The following is a 17,731-nucleotide window of genomic DNA, read 5'->3' on the forward strand; positions in this document are numbered from 1 at the left end:
AATTTCATTGCAATCCAGCTGTGCGGGCAAATTCGTACGAGCGCGGCACTTAGCAGGAAGCAGAGGAATAAATAACCGCAAAGGCAACCCAATATGACGTTCATGATAGCAACCCCCTCAAATTGCGCAGCAAAGTGACCGCCCAATCAATTCTCTGCAAGTGCAACAACATATCAATATTGCACCAAAAGCCTGATTAATTTGAAGAATTTCTATAAATCACTTGGCCGCATAAGAAAAGGGCGGCGCCTTTCGGCACCGCCCTTTCCGTGATCAGCGTAGGCTGTTCGAAGCGTAAGCGAAAAGCTTACTTCAGTTCGACGGTGCCGCCGGCTGCTTCGATCTTGGCCTTCACTTCTTCGGCCTCGGCCTTGTTCACGCCTTCCTTGAGCGCCTTCGGGGCGCCTTCGACGAGAGCCTTGGCTTCGGTCAGGCCCAGGCCGGTGATGGCACGGACTTCCTTGATGACCTGGATCTTCTTGCCACCGTCGCCGGTGAGAATGACGTCGAATTCGTCCTTCTCTTCAGCAGCGGCGCCAGCGTCGCCACCACCAGCAGGTGCGGCAACGGCAACAGCAGCGGCGGCGCTAACGCCCCACTCTTCTTCGAGCGCCTTGGCAAGCTCAGCGGCTTCCATGACGGTCAGCTTCGACAGTTCTTCAACAAGCTTGGCGATATCGGCCATGATGTTTCACTCCAAATAATAGGCCGGGGTGCCGGATAGGCTCTGCCCCGATGAATATGTGTTCTGTGCGAGAACCAGCTCTTACGCGGCTTCCGTGGCGGCATATGCGCCGAAGACACGAGCGAGCTTGCTTGCGGGTGCGTTGACGAGCTGGACAACCTTGGTTGCCGGCGCGTTGACGAGGCCCACGATCTTGCCACGCAGCTCGTCGAGGCTCGGCATCGAGGCGAGTGCCTTGACCCCTGCTTCGTCGAGCACGGTCGCGCCCATCGATCCACCGACGATTTCAAGCTTGTCGGTGGTCTTGGCGAAGTCCACCACGGCCTTGGCCGCAGCGACCGGATCCTCGGAATAACCGAGGGCGGTCGGACCCGACAGGTACTCTTCGAGACCTGCGTAATCGGTGTCCTTCAGCGCGAGCTTGGCGAGACGGTTCTTCGCAACCTTGTAGGACGCACCGGCTTCACGCATCTTCGTGCGCAGTTCGGTCGACTGGGCGACCGAAAGGCCCAGGTTGCGGGTCACGACGACCACGCCAGCCTGGTTGAAGACTTCGCTGAGCTGGGCGACCGAATCGGCTTTCTGCGAACGATCCATGCCATACTCCTTCACTATGACCCCGCCGGAATGGACCGGCGAAATCGGCTACGTTTGTCCATGCTGCAAACTGCAACACGGGCGAGTCCGTTGAGGGGGAAGGAGTGCGCCAATTGGCGCGAAACAACGGTTTACCCACGACTGGGCGAACCGCCGGAAAATCTCTGTTCCCCGTCTAGGCTGGAAATTAAGGTCGGGCAGATCCCGGCCACCAACTGTCTCGGACGGATGAAGGCGAATACAAAGAGACCCGCCTTCGGGGGCGGGCCTCTAAGCATTCCTGCGATTCTGTCAAGCTTTCACTGGGCTTTCTGGTAGGCGAGCAGATCGCCCGGCTGGCAGTCGAGTTCGCGGCAGATCGCCTCCAGTGTGGAGAAGCGGATCGCCTTGGCCTTGCCGGTCTTGAGGATCGACAGATTGGCGAGAGTGAGGCCGACGCGTTCCGCGAGTTCGGTCAGCGTCATGCGGCGGTCGTGGAGCAGGTCGTCGAGCTTGACCATGATTGCGGTTCCTTCTGAATCGGCGCCCATCACACGGTCCCTTCCAGGTCGGCGCGCATTTCGGTTCCCTTGCGGAAGACGCGGGCGAGGATGAACAGGGTGACGACCATGACGACGCCGCTGAGGTCGATCGAGGCATCGACGGTCGCGTCAGTCTCTTCCATCAGCTTCGCGATGTAGAGGCCGGCCCCTGCCGCCGGGATGGCGAGCAGCTGGATGCCGAGCATCAGCCACGCCATCGAGGTCAGGCGCTGCGCGTTCTCCGGCTTGAACGGATCTCCTTCGCCGACCGTGTCGACGATGCGCCGCATCCGGTCGAGGAACAGGAAGGCCATGACGACGATCGCCAGCGCGAGCAGCATGACCAGTACTACGGCGAGCGTGGGGAAAACGAAGTCGGGATTGCCGAGTTCGGCGCGGACTTCGACGGTCGCCTTGTCGCGCAGGAAGATGACGAGCGGGAGTCCGACCACCACGGCGGTGGCGGCGAAGCCCATGATCGCCTGGCCGATCAGGATGATGATCCGGCCGATCGCGAGCAGCGGGTCGTTGGGAATGATGCGGGCCATGGCTGGTCCTTTCTCTACCGGGTCAGGCGATGAGCGGCGCGGATACCACCGCCATCTGAGCAGACGGCACGGTCACGACAGTCTGGACCGAAACGAGGGTGATGACGATGGCGGCAAGCGCCGCGGCGAAGTGGGACTGGAAACGGGACATTTATCGATCTCCTTGCATCTCAATATCGATAATCAATAATCCGAGTCGCACTTATTGTCAATCGATAATATCGAAAAACAATATCTGAATTAGCGAGAGGCGATAAACGGGCCTCGCTCAGGCCCCAGGAGCGGGATTTGGCAGGCGCCCCGCTTCACTCTATAAGGCACGCAAGGGGAGGGCTGGTCTTCATGGTTTTCCGGATGCTGTTCGTCAGGCTGACGGTGTTCTACCTCGTCGTGACCGGCGCGGTACTGGGCGTGGTGGCGCTCGATCCCTCGCTTGGCCATTTCCTGCCCATCGGCGGCGCGCAGACGCTGCTCAGCGCAACCTCCGGCGATCCGCTCGGCGGGGTGCAGATCGGGGCGGAAAAGGTCGCCAACCTCGGCAGTTCGATCCTCTGGCTGTTCGTCGCCGTGGCCGGGGCGATGCTGACGACGATCCCGGTGACCTGGACCTATATGGCCAGCCGCAACCGCGCGGAATACGACCAGGCGCTGGTCGAGACGATGATCGTCCTGCCCATCGCCGTGACCGCGATCGTGGTCATGGTCCACAACTCGCTGGCGCTGGCCTTCTCGCTGGCGGGTATTGTGGGCGGCGTGCGTTTCCGCAACACGCTCAAGAGTTCGGGCGATGCGATCTATATCCTGCTCGCCATCGGCATCGGGCTGGCCGCCGGCATCGGCGCGCTGGAGATCGCGCTCGTGATGACGGTGATGTTCAACTACGCCTTCGCGCTGCTCTGGATGGCGGATTACGGGGCCAAGGACGGCACCCACCGCTACCTGCGTTCGCCCGAGGCCTCTGCCGGCGGCAAGGATGCGGACACCGACCGCCACGACCAGTCGGGCGAAGGCAGCGAGGTGGGCTGACCGCCCGCCCTCAGCGGCACTTCTTCAGCAGCTTCTTCCCGATCGATTCCTCGTCCTCGATGTCCTCGTAGAAGGTCGCGAGGTATTTCGTCATGGCCGCCACGGTCCCGGCATCGGCTTCGGGCGTTGCGGCAAGGCTCGCTTCGAGCTGGCTGCGCAAGGCGCGCATCCGTGCCGCCGCCGCAGGGACGAGGTCGTTGAACGAACAGAAGCCGCGATAGACGCGGGTGCGCACCGAATAGGTGCCGAGTTCCGGATTGGGCACGGCATAGCCTGCGTCCACTAGCCCCGAATTGTCGAAATCATAGGGCACCGGCACCAGCTCGCTGCGGGCTTCCTTGCTTGCTCCGAACAGGCGCGAGTTGTGGCAGCAATCGGTCTTCGTCGGGCCGAGCACCATGGCCCAGTCGGTATTGCCAATCATGTACTGGAACAGCGCGTAGCGGGCGGCATCCTCGCGGTCGACCTGCGCCAGCGGGGTGTTGCCAACGTCCAGTTCCTTCAGGCCCAGCCGCCGCGCCGCATCGTCCCCGTCCTCGATGAAGAAGGCCAGCCGGCGCGCATATTCGCTCACGCCGTCGCGGTAGCTGACGCGTACCAGCCGGACCCTGAAGCTTTCCGGCGTCAGGACATTGTAGAGCCGGTAGGCGGCATATTCGCGCAGCATGGTCTGTTCCGCACTGTCGCTGTCGCGGCAGTGGGTGACCAGCTTGATGCTGCCCTGCCGGTGGAACAGCGAGGCCTCGTCCGGCTTGGCATCGAAACGTACCCTCAATGGCGGGAAGCGGCACAGTTCCTTCAGGCGCCGCGAATTGCCGCGGGCGGACAGCTGGATGGCGTGGCTCTCGCCGGCAGCCGACAAGGTAGCGGGGTGGGGATCGGTCGATTTCTCGCCCCGCGCCACGATCTCGCGGATCGGTCCGTCGAGCGCGAGTTCGAGGATTTCGTCGGACGCGAAGAGCGGGGTGGGCTCGCCCTGTGCGAAAGCGGGTGGGGCACCGCAGGCAAGGGCAAGGGTGAGAGCGAGACGCTTCATCGGGGCGCTCCTTCGGACAATATCCGGCTGGTCCACGAGCCGTCGCTGCCGCGCTGGTGCGCGGTGACGCGATCGCCTTCGATTTCGAGGTAGGATGCAGGCCCGCCGTAATGGCGCGAAATGCCGGTATCGATGCGCAGCAGCCTGCCGCCGAGATCGTCCGCGATGCCGTCTCGCGAGGGCGTATGGGCGACCACCAGCCGCTGTGCGCCATAACGGGCGAGGACCGCTATCAGCTCTTCTTCGCGCGATAGCCTGGCGGGAGGGGGCGTAGTGTCATCGGCCTCGCGGACGACGTTACCGCGATACCACAAGGGGCCGAGCGGATCGTCGAGCACGCTCCTGTCGACCTCGTCCCCGGGGGCGAGCGCGGCCTGGTGGCGGCGGTTGATCGTCGCGATATCCTCTGCCGACCGTTCCGCGCTGAGGCCGCCATGCGCGAAGAGGGTCGGCCCCAATTGCACCACGGCAGGCAGGGTGGCGGCCCACAAGCCCAGCTCGCCCCCGGCGCGCCAGCTGCGCCGGTGCTCGATCATGCCGAGCGGCGTTTCGGCCAGCCAGCGCCGCTTGATCTCGTCGATCGGCAGGTCGGGTTTCGCCGTCCGGTAAAGCTCTGCCAGCCGGTCGCGCTGGGTGGCCCAGACATCGAGCCGCACCGCGCGCGAGCTTCGGTCGCGGAAGGCCTCGTATTCGCCGGGGTGGACGTAGCGCAGATCGCCGGTGACGTTCATCGCCTCGTGATTGCCGAGCAGGACGATGACTTGCCCGCCGGCCGCAGGCGCTTCGCCGGACAGCCGCTGCAGCTGGCGGATGATCTTCAATGAATCCGGTCCGCGGTCGGTGATGTCGCCCATCTGGACCAGCGTCGTCCCGCCGCCCGACCAGCCGCCCTTCGCATCGACGATGCCGGCCGCGCGGGCGATTTCCTCCCATGCCTCGTAATCGCCATGCAGGTCGCCCACCGCGACGATGCGGGCAGGCGCAGGAGGTGCGGCCTCCTGCGCTGCCAGCGCGAGTGGCGCGAGCAGCAGGCTTGCCAGCAGGACCAGCAGTCGCAGCATGCGTCCTCCCCCCTTGCGAAGCCCGGTCCATAGCATATTTTTGCGACCTGCGAGGCCTGCCTGTCGTTACGTCGCAGGGCGTTTGACAAAGCCCCTGCGCCTTCCTAAATGCCCCTCGACCGCACGCTTCGAGCGAGTCCGATTCATGCGCGGGTTTCGGACACAGGATGGAAGCGGCGTTTCCATATCGCGACGCTTTTTAACGAGCTGCAGCCGCCGCCCCCACGGGCGTGTCATCGCTGCGGCCTTTTTGCGTCTCGCGATACGGTTCTCACGCGCATGAGACATCTGATTGGCAGCCCTGTCCGCGCGGGGCTGCAAGCACACGAAAAGAGGCACGAGCTCCTTTATGGCTACCAAGGCGAAGGCACCCCGCAACACGTCGTCGGGCACCGCTAAGCGGCGCATCCGCAAGATTTTCGGCGACATCCACGAAGTCGTCGACATGCCCAACCTCATCGAGGTGCAGCGTGAAAGCTACGAGCAGTTCCTGCGCTCGAACAAGCAGATCGACTACGTCTCGGGCCTCGAAAAGACGCTGCGTTCGGTGTTCCCGATCCGCGACTTCGCTGGCACCGCCGAGCTCGACTTCGTGCATTACGAGCTCGAAGCGCCGAAGTACGACATCGTCGAATGCCGCCAGCGCGGCATCACCTACGCCGCCCCGATGAAGGTCACCCTTCGCCTGATCGTGTTCGAGGTGGACCAAGAAACCGAAACCCGCTCCGTCCTCGATATCAAGGAGCAGGACGTCTACATGGGCGACATGCCGCTCATGACGGACAACGGCACCTTCGTCATCAACGGTACCGAGCGCGTTATCGTGTCGCAGATGCACCGTTCGCCGGGTGTGCTGTTCGACCATGACCGCGGCAAGACGCACTCCTCGGGCAAGCTGCTGTTCGCAGCCCGCATCATTCCCTACCGCGGTTCGTGGCTCGACTTCGAGTTCGACGCCAAGGACGTGGTCAACGTGCGTATCGACCGCAAGCGCAAGCTGCCGGTCACCGCGCTGCTCTATGCCCTCGGCCTCGATGCCGAGGACATCCTCGCCCACTTCTACGACACCGTCACCTGGAAGCGTGCCAAGGACGGCTGGGAAATCCCGTTCGTCGCCGAAAACTGGCGCGGCCGTAAGCCGGCCTTCCCGCTGGTGGACGCCAAGACCGGCGAGGAGGTCTTCCCCGCCGGCCAGAAGATCAGCCCGCGTGCTGCCAACAAGGCTGCCAAGGACGGTCTCGAAACCCTGCTGCTGCCGACCGAGGAAATCTTCGGTCGCTATGCCTCGGCCGACATGATCGACGAAAGCACGGGCCGCATCTACATCGAAGCCGGTGACGAAGTCTCGGCCGAGAACCTCGAAGCGCTCGACAATGCGGGCGTCGACAGCCTCGTGCTGCTCGACATCGACCACATCAACACGGGTCCCTGGATCCGCAACACGATGAAGGTCGACAAGGCGGAGAACCGCGACGAAGGCCTCGAGGCCATCTACAAGGTCATGCGCCCGGGCGAACCGCCGACCAAGGAAACCGCCGAAGCGCTGTTCGAAGGCCTGTTCTTCGACGCCGAACGCTACGACCTGTCGGCCGTCGGCCGCGTCAAGCTCAACATGCGTCTCGACCTCGATGCCGAAGACACCGTCACCACGCTGCGCAAGGAAGACATCCTCGCCGTGGTCAAGGAACTGGTCGACCTCAAGGACGGCAAGGGCGAAGTCGACGACATCGACAACCTCGGCAACCGCCGTGTCCGTTCGGTCGGCGAACTGCTCGAAAACCAGTACCGCGTCGGCCTGCTGCGCATGGAACGCGCGGTGAAGGAGCGCATGAGCTCGGTCGACGTGTCGACCGTCATGCCGAACGACCTGATCAACGCGAAGCCGGCCGTTGCCGCCGTGCGCGAGTTCTTCGGCTCCTCGCAGCTCTCGCAGTTCATGGACCAGACTAACCCGCTGTCGGAAGTCACCCACAAGCGCCGCGTTTCGGCGCTTGGCCCGGGCGGCCTCACGCGTGAGCGCGCCGGCTTCGAAGTCCGCGACGTCCACCCGACGCACTATGGCCGCATCTGCCCGATCGAAACGCCGGAAGGCCCGAACATCGGTCTGATCAACTCGCTCTCGACCTTCGCGCGCGTCAACAAGTACGGCTTTATCGAGACGCCGTACCGCGTGGTGAAGGACAACAAGGTCACCGACGAGGTGATCTACCTGTCCGCCATGGAAGAGCAGAAGCACACCGTCGCACAGGCTTCGGCCGAACTCGACGCGAACGGCGGCTTCGTGGAAGAGCTCGTTTCGGCCCGCCAGGCCGGCGACAACCTGATGGCCCCGCGTGAAACCATCACGCTGATGGACGTCAGCCCCAAGCAGCTCGTCTCGGTCGGTGCATCGCTCATTCCGTTCCTGGAAAACGACGACGCCAACCGCGCCCTGATGGGCGCCAACATGCAGCGCCAAGCCGTTCCGCTCGTGAAGGCGGAAGCGCCCTGGGTCGGCACCGGCATGGAAGAAACCGTCGCCCGCGATTCCGGCGCGGCCATCACCGCCAAGCGCGGCGGCGTGGTCGACCAGGTGGACGCGACGCGTATCGTGATCCGTGCGATCGGCGATGTCGAACCCGGCCAGTCGGGCGTGGACATCTACACGCTGCAGAAGTTCCAGCGTTCGAACCAGAACACCTGCATCAACCAGCGTCCGCTGGTGAAGGTCGGTGAGACGGTCGAAGCCGGCGACGTGATCGCCGACGGTCCTTCGACCGACCTCGGCGAACTGGCACTGGGCCGCAACAGCCTCGTCGCCTTCATGCCCTGGAACGGCTACAACTACGAGGACTCCATCCTCATCTCCGAGCGTATCGTGAAGGACGACGTCTTCACCTCGATCCACATCGAGGAATTCGAAGTCATGGCTCGCGACACCAAGCTCGGGCCGGAAGACATCACCCGCGACATCCCGAACGTCGGCGAGGAAGCGCTGCGCAACCTCGACGAGGCGGGCATCGTCTACATCGGTGCCGAAGTGCACCCGGGCGATATCCTGTGCGGCAAGATCACGCCGAAGGGCGAAAGCCCGATGACGCCGGAAGAAAAGCTCCTGCGCGCCATCTTCGGCGAAAAGGCCAGCGACGTGCGCGACACCTCGCTCCGCCTGCCGCCGGGCGTTGCCGGTACAGTCGTGGAAGTCCGCGTCTTCAACCGTCACGGTATCGAGATCGACGACCGTACCCGCGCGATCCAGAACGAGGAAATCGAGCGCCTGCGCAAGGACGCGCAGGACGAGCGCGCGATCCTCAACCGTGCGACCTACAACCGCCTGCGCGACATGCTGCTCGGCCAGACCGCTTCGGCCGCCCCCAAGGGCGTCAAGAAGGGTTCGGAAATCACCGAGGAACTGCTGGAAAGCGTGGACCGCCACGAATGGTTCAAGTTCGCGGTCGCCGACGACAACCGCCAGGCCCAGCTCGAAGCGGTGAAGTCGCAGTACGACGAGAGCGTCAAGTTCATCGACGAGAAGTTCGAGGACCGTAAGGAAAAGCTCGAACGCGGCGACGAACTCGCTCCGGGCGTGCTGAAGATGGTCAAGGTCTTCGTTGCCGTGAAGCGCAAGCTTCAGCCGGGCGACAAGATGGCCGGCCGTCACGGTAACAAGGGTGTGATTTCGCGCATCCTGCCGGTCGAGGACATGCCGTTCCTCGAAGACGGTACGCCGGTCGACATCGTGCTGAACCCGCTGGGCGTGCCTTCGCGCATGAACGTCGGACAGATCTTCGAAACGCACCTCGGCATGGCGGCCCGCAACCTGGGCATGCAGATCGGCCAGCAGCTCGACGAATGGAAGGCTGCCAACCCGAATGCAGAGGAAGATTACGCCAAGGCCAAGCCGCCTGCAGCCGTGATCGACCGCCTCAAGGAGGTCTACGGCGAACAGTATGTCGAGGCGATCGACAGCCGTTCGACCGAAGAGATCGTCGAGCTGGCAAGCAACCTGCGCTACGGCGTCCCGATGGGCACTCCGGTGTTCGACGGCGCCCGCGAAGGCGACGTGACCGTGGAGCTGGAAAAGGCCGGCCTCGATGCGGACGGCCAGTCCGTCCTCTACGACGGCCGCACCGGCGAAGCGTTCGACCGCAAGGTGACCGTGGGCATCATCTACATGCTCAAGCTGCACCACCTGGTCGACGACAAGATCCACGCACGTTCGATCGGCCCCTACAGCCTCGTCACCCAGCAGCCGCTGGGCGGTAAGGCGCAGTTCGGCGGCCAGCGCTTCGGGGAAATGGAGGTCTGGGCACTCCAGGCCTACGGTGCAGCCTACACGCTGCAGGAAATCCTCACCGTGAAGTCGGACGACGTGATCGGCCGTACCAAGGTCTACGAAGCCATCGTCAAGGGCGACGATACCTTCGAGGCCGGCATTCCCGAGAGCTTCAACGTGCTCGTCAAGGAAATGCGCAGCCTGGGTCTCAACGTCGAACTCAAGTCGCTTACCGACGACGAAGACGACGACGGCCTCGCGATCGCGGCGGAATAGGGGGGCGTTTCGCTCCCCACCGCTTCCGCCCGAAAGAATTAACCCGACAGGGATTTAAGTCATGAACGAACTGACCAAATTCACCAACCAGCTCGCGAAGCCCGAGACTTTCGACGAGATCCAGATCGGCATCGCCAGCCCCGAGCGCATCCGCTCGTGGTCCTTCGGCGAGATCAAGAAGCCTGAAACGATCAACTACCGTACGTTCAAGCCCGAACGTGACGGCCTGTTCTGCGCGCGCATCTTCGGTCCGGTGAAGGACTACGAATGCCTTTGCGGCAAGTACAAGCGCATGAAGTACAAGGGCGTCGTCTGCGAAAAGTGCGGCGTCGAAGTGACCGTGACCAAGGTCCGCCGCGAGCGCATGGGCCACATCGAACTGGCCGCGCCGGTCGCGCACATCTGGTTCCTGAAGTCGCTGCCTTCGCGCATCGGCCTGCTGCTCGACATGCAGCTCAAGCAGCTCGAGCGCGTGCTGTATTTCGAAAGCTACATCGTCGTCGAACCGGGTCTCACCCCGCTGGACAAGTTCCAGCTGCTGACCGAAGACGAACTGCTCGAAGCGCAGGACGAGTACGGTGAAGACGCCTTCTCGGCCAGCATCGGCGCAGAAGCCGTCAAGATGATGCTGATGGACCTCGATCTCGAACAGGAGAAAGAGGACCTGCTGGAAGAGCTCGCGACCACCAAGTCGAAGCTCAAGCCCGCCAAGATCATCAAGCGTCTGAAGGTCGTCGAAAGCTTCATCGAATCGGGCAACCGTCCCGAGTGGATGATCCTCGAAGTCGTGCCGGTCATTCCGCCGGAACTGCGCCCGCTCGTCCCGCTGGACGGTGGCCGCTTCGCGACGTCGGACCTCAACGACCTCTACCGCCGCGTGATCAACCGTAACAACCGCCTGAAGCGCCTCATGGAGCTGCGCGCGCCGGACATCATCGTCCGCAACGAAAAGCGCATGCTGCAGGAAGCCGTCGACGCGCTGTTCGACAACGGCCGCCGCGGCCGCGTCATCACCGGCGCGAACAAGCGTCCGCTCAAGTCGCTCTCCGACATGCTCAAGGGCAAGCAGGGCCGCTTCCGCCAGAACCTTCTGGGTAAGCGCGTCGACTATTCGGGCCGTTCGGTCATCGTGACCGGCCCGGAACTCAAGCTGCACCAGTGCGGCCTGCCCAAGAAGATGGCGCTCGAGCTGTTCAAGCCGTTCATCTACGCCCGTCTCGACGCCAAGGGTCTCTCGATGACCCTCAAGCAGGCGAAGAAGTGGGTCGAGAAGGAACGCAAGGAAGTCTGGGACATCCTGGATGAAGTCATCCGCGAACACCCGGTCCTCCTGAACCGCGCACCGACGCTCCACCGTCTCGGCATCCAGGCTTTCGAGCCCGTGCTGATCGAGGGCAAGGCAATCCAGCTCCACCCGCTGGTCTGCGCCGCGTTCAACGCCGACTTCGACGGCGACCAGATGGCCGTGCACGTCCCGCTGAGCCTCGAGGCCCAGCTGGAAGCGCGCGTCCTGATGATGTCGACCAACAACATCCTCTCGCCCGCCAACGGCAAGCCGATCATCGTGCCTTCGCAGGACATGGTGCTGGGTCTCTACTACCTGTCGATGGAACGTCAGGAGAAGAAGCCCGAGTTCACCGAAGACAGCGACGGCAACAAGGTCGAGAAGCTGCCCCTGTTCTCGGACATGGCGGAAGTGCACCAGGCGCTGGAAATCAAGTCGGTCACGCTGCACTCGAAGATCATGGCCCGCGTTCCCCAGGCGGACGAGGACGGCAACGTTTCGATGAAGCGTTTCGTCACCACTCCGGGCCGCATGCTGATCGGCGAATGCCTGCCGAAGAACCACAAGGTTCCCTTCGACATCGTCAACCGCCTGCTGACGAAGAAGGACATCGCCGACGTGATCGACGAGGTCTACCGTCACACCGGCCAGAAGGACACCGTGCTGTTCGCCGACGCCATCATGGCGCTGGGCTTCCGCCACGCGTTCAAGGCCGGCATCTCCTTCGGCAAGGACGACATGATCATCCCCGATGCCAAGGTTGAACTGGTCGAAGCGACCAAGGCGCTGGTTGCCGATTACGAGCAGCAGTACCAGGACGGTCTCATCACCCAGCAGGAAAAGTACAACAAGGTCATCGACGCCTGGAGCCAGTGCGGCGACAAGGTGGCCGATGCCATGATGGAAGAGATCAAGTCGCAGCCGATCGACAAGGACGGCAAGGAAGCGCAGATCAACTCGATCTACATGATGAGCCACTCCGGCGCCCGTGGTAGCCCGGCCCAGATGAAGCAGCTGGCCGGCATGCGCGGCCTGATGGCCAAGCCGTCGGGCGAGATCATCGAGAACCCGATTATCTCGAACTTCAAGGAAGGCCTGAACGTCCTCGAGTACTTCAACTCGACCCACGGCGCCCGTAAGGGTCTCGCGGATACGGCGCTCAAGACGGCGAACTCGGGTTACCTGACCCGCCGTCTGGTCGACGTGTCGCAGGACTGCGTGATCGTCGAAGAGGACTGCAAGACCGACAACGCGCTCGAAATGCGTGCCATCGTCCAGGGCGGTAGCGTGATCGCATCGATCGGCGAACGTATCCTCGGCCGTACGCTGGCCGAAGACATCGTCAACGCATCGACCGACGAAGTCATCGCCAAGGCCGGCACGCTGGTCGACGAACCGCTGGTGAAGGCGATCGAGGAGGCCGAAACGCAGGTCGCCAAGATCCGTTCGCCGCTGGTCTGCGAAGCCAAGCAGGGCGTTTGCGCGACCTGCTACGGCCGTGACCTTGCCCGCGGTACGCCGGTCAACATCGGTGAAGCTGTCGGCGTCATCGCCGCCCAGTCGATCGGTGAGCCGGGCACCCAGCTGACCATGCGTACCTTCCACATCGGCGGTGCCGCACAGCTCAACGAAACCTCGCACCTCGAAGCGGTGTCGGACGGTAAGGTCGTCTATCGCGACATGCCGACCATCACCGACAAGAAGGGTCGCATCCTGTCGCTCGCCCGCAACGGCGAACTGGCCGTGATCGACGCCGAAGGCCGCGAGCGCGAAATCCATAAGGTGCCCTACGGTACCGTGCTGATGCACAAGGATGGCGCGAAGGTGAAGGAAGGCGATCGCCTGGCGGAATGGGATCCGTTCTCGCTGCCGATCATCACCGAAACCTCGGGTGTGGTGAAGTTCCAGGACCTCATCGACGGTACCTCGATGGAAGAACGCGTCGACGATGCCACCGGTATCGCCCAGCGCGTCGTCACCGAGATCCGCACCAGCGGCCGTGCGAAGAAGGAAGACCTGCGTCCGCGGCTGACCCTCTTCAACGAAGCCGGCGACGAGAACGAAGCCGCGCGCTACATGCTGGCGCCCGGTACCGCGCTCTCGGTCGAGGACGGTGCGCAGGTGCAGGCCGGTGACATTCTCGCCCGTGCCTCGCGCGAAGCCGCCAAGACCCGCGACATCACCGGTGGTCTGCCGCGCGTCGCCGAACTGTTCGAGGCCCGCGTGCCGAAGGACAATGCGATCATCGCCAAGATTTCCGGCAAGATCGAATTCGTCCGCGAATACAAGGCCAAGCGCAAGATCGCGATCGTGCCCGAGGAAGGTGATGCGGTTGAATACCTCATCCCCAAGACCAAGGTCATCGACGTCCAGGAAGGCGACTTCGTCAAGAAGGGCGACACGCTGATCTCGGGCTCGCCGAACCCGCACGACATCCTCGATGTCCTCGGGGTCGAGGCGCTGGCCGAGTACCTCGTGAACGAGATCCAGGAAGTCTATCGACTCCAGGGCGTGAAGATCAACGACAAGCACATCGAGGTGATCGTTCGCCAGATGCTGCAGAAGGTCGAGATCACCGATGGCGGCGACACCACGCTGCTGCCGGGCGAACAGGTCGACCTCGAGGAACTCAACGAGACCAACGCCAAGCTGCCGAAGAACAAGGAACCCGCACAGGGCACCCCGATCCTCCTCGGCATCACCAAGGCCTCGCTGCAGACCCGCTCGTTCATCTCTGCCGCCTCGTTCCAGGAAACGACCCGCGTGCTCACGCAGGCCGCTGTCGAGGGCAAGAAGGACACGCTGATCGGCCTGAAGGAAAACGTGATCGTCGGCCGTCTCATCCCCGCCGGTACCGGCGCGGGCATGAACCGGATGCGCGTCACTGCCTCCAGCCGCGATGCCGCCCTGCGCGCCTCGTGGAAGAAGGCCCAGGAAGCGATCATCGCTGCCAATACCGCAGAAGAAGAGCACGCGGCGGAACTGGCCCAGGGCCCCGAAGCTGCGATCGGCGACGATCCGCTGGCGGTGATGGAAGGTGAAACCCACGGCACCGATGCCGATGCGGGCGATTACCTCAACGAAGAGGCGAAGGACGGCGAATAAGCCCCCGTTCATCGCAACAAATTGAAAAGGCCCCGGAAGTCATCGCTTCCGGGGCCTTTTTCTATCCGCGCTCCGGACAGTTTGGGGAGTGTCCGATGCGAGTAGCTGTCGTCCTTGCCACCCTAGGCCTCCTGGCCTGTTCGCCCGCACCCGAAGATGCCCCGGCCAGCGCTGCGCCTGCCCTCGACGGCGATTATGTCGTCACCTTCGTCAATGAAGAAACGCCGCTGATCGGCATCGAAGGGTACGAGCCGACGATCACCTTTTCGGGCAACCGCATCCATTTCCAGTCGCAGTGTATCTACGACGACTGGTCCTTCGACCGCGCGGGCGAGGGTATCGAGACCGGCGAATGGGATTATGCCGAACCGCCCGCCATGTGCGCGCGCAGTTACGCGCCGGGCGAGGAGGCGATCATCGCCGCTATCGACAAGGCGACAACCATCACGGCTGTGCGGGGCGGGCTCTGGCTGTCGGGGCCAGGCGGGACGGTGCAACTCGAAAGCATTCCCGACCCCGCACAGGTCGCCGCACGTGCGGTGGACCTCCGCGGATCTTGGGACCTCGTCAGCCTCGACGGCAAGTCCCTCGCGGAGCCGATCCCGCTGGAGGCGAATTTCGATCAGGTCTGGTGGGAACCCGGCTGCGCCGGCCAGTCGGTCGGTTATACGATCGATGGCGCGCGGTTCGACCTCATGGACCACAAACCTCCGGAGATGGTCTGCGACATCGGTTTCCCCGAGGAATTGCCCGCGCTCTGGCAGGCGATGGACATGGCCGACACCGTGCGCGCGGACGGGAAAAACCGCGTCATCCTGTCGGGCAAGGGACACGAGGTAGTGTTGCAGCGGCGCTGACAACCGGGCGGACAATCCCCCGATCCGGAGCAGAAAGCTATACAGCGGACCGGGAATTCGGTTACACTTGAGCAGGATGCGCGCGATCCTGCGCACAACCGGGGGCCGCATGGGAAGACCGAGCGCGAAAAGCGAAGAGGTGCGCCGCCTGCTGTTGGTGCGGCGCCTGCGGGCCGTAACCGCGGGCAATACGCTTGCGACCCTTTCGGCCATCGCTTCCATTTTCGTGCTCGTCATCGCTTTCGACGAAGCCAAGTTGGAGGTGCCGATCCTGACCTGGGCGGGCGTGGCCATCGGCCTGTTCTGCCTCAGGGCGTTCTATTTCGCCTCGCTCGATCCCGAGATCGGCGATTCTGCCTCGTTGCGCCGCGATTACCGTCGCGTGACCGCGGCGATGATGGCGTCCAGCGTGGTCTGGGCGGTCGGTTTCGTGCTCCTTGCCCTGATTGCACAGGGGCTGGAAATCGCGACGCTGGCGGTCGTCGGTACCGCGATGATGGTCGGCGTGCTGCTCATCCACCGCGCGGCACCGCAGGCCGGCTATGTCCATATCCTCATGCTGCTGGGCGGGCTGCTGGCCGCGGCCTGGCTCGCCATCGGCATCGAAGCGGCGCCCGTGGCGGCTTTGCTGCTGGTCTACGGCCTGACCCTGTGGCGGGCGGTCGGACGCATGGATGCCGCTTTCGAGGCGGCAGTTGTCGGCGATATCGAACGCGAGGATGCAGCCGCGACCGTCGCCATGCTGCTCGACGACTACGAAGAACAGTCGACCGACTCGCTGTGGATCGTCGATGGCGATGCGCGCCTTCGCGAAGTGAGCGAACGCTTCGCCAAGGTCCTGGGCCTTGACGGGGAGGCCCTCGAGGGAATGTCGCTGCTCGATCTCGTGGAGCCGGGGGAAGAGCGGGAGAGCCTGTCGCGCTACCTCGTCGAACAGCGCGCATTCCGCGACCTGCCCGTGACCATTGCGGTCGAGGGCGAACGCCGCTTCTGGCAATTGTCGGGCCGCCCGCGAATGGACGGCACGATGAGCGGGATAGCCCGCGACGTCACGGCAGCGCGGCTGATCGAACAGCGCGTCACTTTCATGGCGCATTACGACAATCTCACGAACCTCGCGAACCGCTACCTTTTCAACGAGCGGTTGCGCGAACTGCTGGGAGACAATCGGTCGCGCGGGGCGAACATCGCGCTATTCTATCTCGACCTCGATGATTTCAAGGCGATCAACGACACGCGCGGCCACCTTGTCGGCGATCGCCTGCTGCGCGAGGTCGGCGAGAGGCTTGCCGGCGAAGTCCGCCAGCAGGATCTCGTCGCCCGGCTCGGCGGGGACGAATTTGCCGTGCTGCTCGAAACGCGTGCAGGTGACGGCCTGCTGATCGAACGGGCGCACCGCTTCCTGTCGGTCGTGCGTGCGCCCTACGAGATCGACGGGCAGAGCTACCGCGTCTCCACCAGCGTGGGCGTGGCGCGCTGTCTCGAAGGCGATTGCGACGCCGAGGAACTGATGCGCCGCGCGGACCTTGCGCTGTATGCGGCCAAGAACAAGGGGCGCGACAATCTGGCCCTGTTCGAGCCGCGTCTCGACCAGGAAGCGCGCGAGCGGCGCGATATCGAGGCTGACCTGCGCGAAGCGCTAGCGCGCGACCAGATGCGTCTGCATTTCCAGCCGATCATCGAACTCGATACCGGCCAGACCACGGGCTACGAGGCGCTGCTGCGCTGGTACCACCCGACCCGCGGCGTGCTGGGGCCGGCAGACTTCCTGCCCGTGGCAGAGGATACCGGGCTGATCACGTCCATCGGCGAATGGGTCATCCGCCGAGCGTTGGAAGAGACGGTCGGCTGGGACGGCGATTTCCGCATCGCGATCAACTTGTCGACCACCCAGGTCGCCGATGCGAAACTCGTCGCCGCCGTGTCGCAGGCCTTGCGTGCCACGGACTTCCCGCCCGAACGGGTCGAGCTGGAAATCACCGAGCACGTGCTCATGGATACCAGCGATGCCAATCGCGAGACGCTGCTGGCCCTGCGCGAACTGGGCGTGCGCATCGCGCTCGACGATTTCGGGACCGGCTATTCCTCGCTCGCCTACCTGCGCCGCTTCCCCTTCAACCGGATCAAGATCGACCGCGCCTTCGTGCGCGACGTGACGCATGATCTCGGCAGCCAGGCGATCATCTCGACCATTACGCGCCTTGCCGAGGCGATGGACATGGAGACCACCGCCGAAGGGATCGAGGACCGCGCCCAGCTCGACCTCTTGCGCAAGCTCGGCGTGAAGGAAGCGCAGGGCTTCCTCATCTGCAAGCCGATGCTGGCCGAAACGCTGGCGCAGGAAGACCCGGAGCACGGGGCGAAGATCGGCCCGCCGGTCGACAAGGCGGTCATCGATTACCGCGCCGCACGCAAGGCAGCCCTGAAGCGCCGCGGAGGCCAGGCCGCGTGAGGATTGGGTTTATGCGAAGGACAGAGG

Annotated in this window: 12 protein-coding genes; 5 read left to right on the forward strand and 7 right to left on the reverse strand. The window is 63.7% G+C overall.

The annotated features are described in order from the left end of the window. Nucleotides 1–307: 307 nt before the first annotated feature. The 5 genes from rplL to LCL94_RS13425 form a co-directional block, all read right to left on the reverse strand. A complete protein-coding gene (rplL, locus tag LCL94_RS08290) occupies nucleotides 308–685 on the reverse strand; it encodes a 50S ribosomal protein L7/L12 (RefSeq protein WP_160608832.1) in 378 nt (125 codons plus the stop codon). Between the two features lie 81 nt (nucleotides 686–766). Continuing rightward, a complete protein-coding gene (gene rplJ, locus LCL94_RS08295) occupies nucleotides 767–1,282 on the reverse strand; it encodes a 50S ribosomal protein L10 (protein ID WP_160608833.1) in 516 nt (171 codons plus the stop codon). A 299-nt stretch (nucleotides 1,283–1,581) separates the two neighbouring features. After that, nucleotides 1,582–1,812 carry a helix-turn-helix domain-containing protein gene (locus LCL94_RS08300; protein WP_224831786.1) on the reverse strand — a complete coding sequence of 77 codons (231 nt, stop codon included), beginning with the start codon at nucleotides 1,810–1,812 and terminating at the stop codon, nucleotides 1,582–1,584. After that, nucleotides 1,812–2,351: a DUF2975 domain-containing protein gene (locus LCL94_RS08305; protein ID WP_224831787.1), complete on the reverse strand. Its 540-nt coding sequence runs from the start codon at nucleotides 2,349–2,351 to the stop codon at nucleotides 1,812–1,814. The genes LCL94_RS08300 and LCL94_RS08305 overlap by 1 nt, the downstream gene beginning before the upstream one ends. 22 nt (nucleotides 2,352–2,373) lie before the next feature. Further along, nucleotides 2,374–2,502 (reverse strand): hypothetical protein, encoded by a 129-nt coding sequence (locus LCL94_RS13425; protein WP_263611767.1) that lies wholly within the window; start codon nucleotides 2,500–2,502, stop codon nucleotides 2,374–2,376. 191 nt (nucleotides 2,503–2,693) lie between these two features. On the opposite strand from LCL94_RS13425, the gene LCL94_RS08310 reads away from it, so the two are divergent. Further along, complete coding sequence (locus tag LCL94_RS08310; protein WP_224831788.1) at nucleotides 2,694–3,377, forward strand: DUF4956 domain-containing protein; 684 nt, start codon at nucleotides 2,694–2,696, stop codon at nucleotides 3,375–3,377. A gap of 10 nt (nucleotides 3,378–3,387) precedes the next feature. On the opposite strand, the gene LCL94_RS08315 is transcribed toward LCL94_RS08310, so the two are convergent. Both LCL94_RS08315 and LCL94_RS08320 read right to left on the reverse strand, forming a co-directional pair. After that, nucleotides 3,388–4,413 (reverse strand): hypothetical protein, encoded by a 1,026-nt coding sequence (locus LCL94_RS08315; protein ID WP_224831789.1) that lies wholly within the window; start codon nucleotides 4,411–4,413, stop codon nucleotides 3,388–3,390. Continuing rightward, entirely contained in the window at nucleotides 4,410–5,474 is a 1,065-nt protein-coding gene (locus LCL94_RS08320; RefSeq protein WP_224831790.1) for a metallophosphoesterase, read from the reverse strand. The genes LCL94_RS08315 and LCL94_RS08320 overlap by 4 nt, the downstream gene beginning before the upstream one ends. 349 nt (nucleotides 5,475–5,823) lie before the next feature. Between LCL94_RS08320 and rpoB the strand changes: the two genes are divergently transcribed. The 4 genes from rpoB (at nucleotide 5,824) to LCL94_RS08340 (ending at nucleotide 17,704) form a co-directional block, all read left to right on the forward strand. Beyond that, entirely contained in the window at nucleotides 5,824–10,005 is a 4,182-nt protein-coding gene (rpoB, locus tag LCL94_RS08325) for a DNA-directed RNA polymerase subunit beta (protein ID WP_224831791.1), read from the forward strand. Between the two features lie 61 nt (nucleotides 10,006–10,066). Then, the gene (rpoC, locus tag LCL94_RS08330) at nucleotides 10,067–14,395 is read left to right on the forward strand and encodes a DNA-directed RNA polymerase subunit beta' (RefSeq protein ID WP_160608841.1); all 4,329 of its coding nucleotides are present in this window, start codon (nucleotides 10,067–10,069) and stop codon (nucleotides 14,393–14,395) included. A 95-nt stretch (nucleotides 14,396–14,490) separates the two neighbouring features. Then, complete coding sequence (locus LCL94_RS08335) at nucleotides 14,491–15,252, forward strand: hypothetical protein (RefSeq protein WP_224831792.1); 762 nt, start codon at nucleotides 14,491–14,493, stop codon at nucleotides 15,250–15,252. 109 nt (nucleotides 15,253–15,361) lie between these two features. Then, the gene (locus LCL94_RS08340; RefSeq protein WP_224831793.1) at nucleotides 15,362–17,704 is read left to right on the forward strand and encodes a putative bifunctional diguanylate cyclase/phosphodiesterase; all 2,343 of its coding nucleotides are present in this window, start codon (nucleotides 15,362–15,364) and stop codon (nucleotides 17,702–17,704) included. Nucleotides 17,705–17,731: the final 27 nt, after the last annotated feature.

Origin of the sequence: Qipengyuania gaetbuli (assembly GCF_020171365.1) — a bacterium.
Classification (GTDB): Bacteria; Pseudomonadota; Alphaproteobacteria; order Sphingomonadales; family Sphingomonadaceae; genus Qipengyuania; species Qipengyuania gaetbuli_B.

Coding starts and splice junctions, on each gene's coding strand:
- rplL (WP_160608832.1), bottom strand. CDS start 685: ATGGCCGATATCGCCAAGCTTGTTGAAGAACTGTCGAAGCTGACCGTC.
- rplJ (WP_160608833.1), bottom strand. CDS start 1,282: ATGGATCGTTCGCAGAAAGCCGATTCGGTCGCCCAGCTCAGCGAAGTC.
- LCL94_RS08300 (WP_224831786.1), bottom strand. CDS start 1,812: ATGGGCGCCGATTCAGAAGGAACCGCAATCATGGTCAAGCTCGACGAC.
- LCL94_RS08305 (WP_224831787.1), bottom strand. CDS start 2,351: ATGGCCCGCATCATTCCCAACGACCCGCTGCTCGCGATCGGCCGGATC.
- LCL94_RS13425 (WP_263611767.1), bottom strand. CDS start 2,502: ATGTCCCGTTTCCAGTCCCACTTCGCCGCGGCGCTTGCCGCCATCGTC.
- LCL94_RS08310 (WP_224831788.1), top strand. CDS start 2,694: ATGGTTTTCCGGATGCTGTTCGTCAGGCTGACGGTGTTCTACCTCGTC.
- LCL94_RS08315 (WP_224831789.1), bottom strand. CDS start 4,413: ATGAAGCGTCTCGCTCTCACCCTTGCCCTTGCCTGCGGTGCCCCACCC.
- LCL94_RS08320 (WP_224831790.1), bottom strand. CDS start 5,474: ATGCTGCGACTGCTGGTCCTGCTGGCAAGCCTGCTGCTCGCGCCACTC.
- rpoB (WP_224831791.1), top strand. CDS start 5,824: ATGGCTACCAAGGCGAAGGCACCCCGCAACACGTCGTCGGGCACCGCT.
- rpoC (WP_160608841.1), top strand. CDS start 10,067: ATGAACGAACTGACCAAATTCACCAACCAGCTCGCGAAGCCCGAGACT.
- LCL94_RS08335 (WP_224831792.1), top strand. CDS start 14,491: ATGCGAGTAGCTGTCGTCCTTGCCACCCTAGGCCTCCTGGCCTGTTCG.
- LCL94_RS08340 (WP_224831793.1), top strand. CDS start 15,362: ATGGGAAGACCGAGCGCGAAAAGCGAAGAGGTGCGCCGCCTGCTGTTG.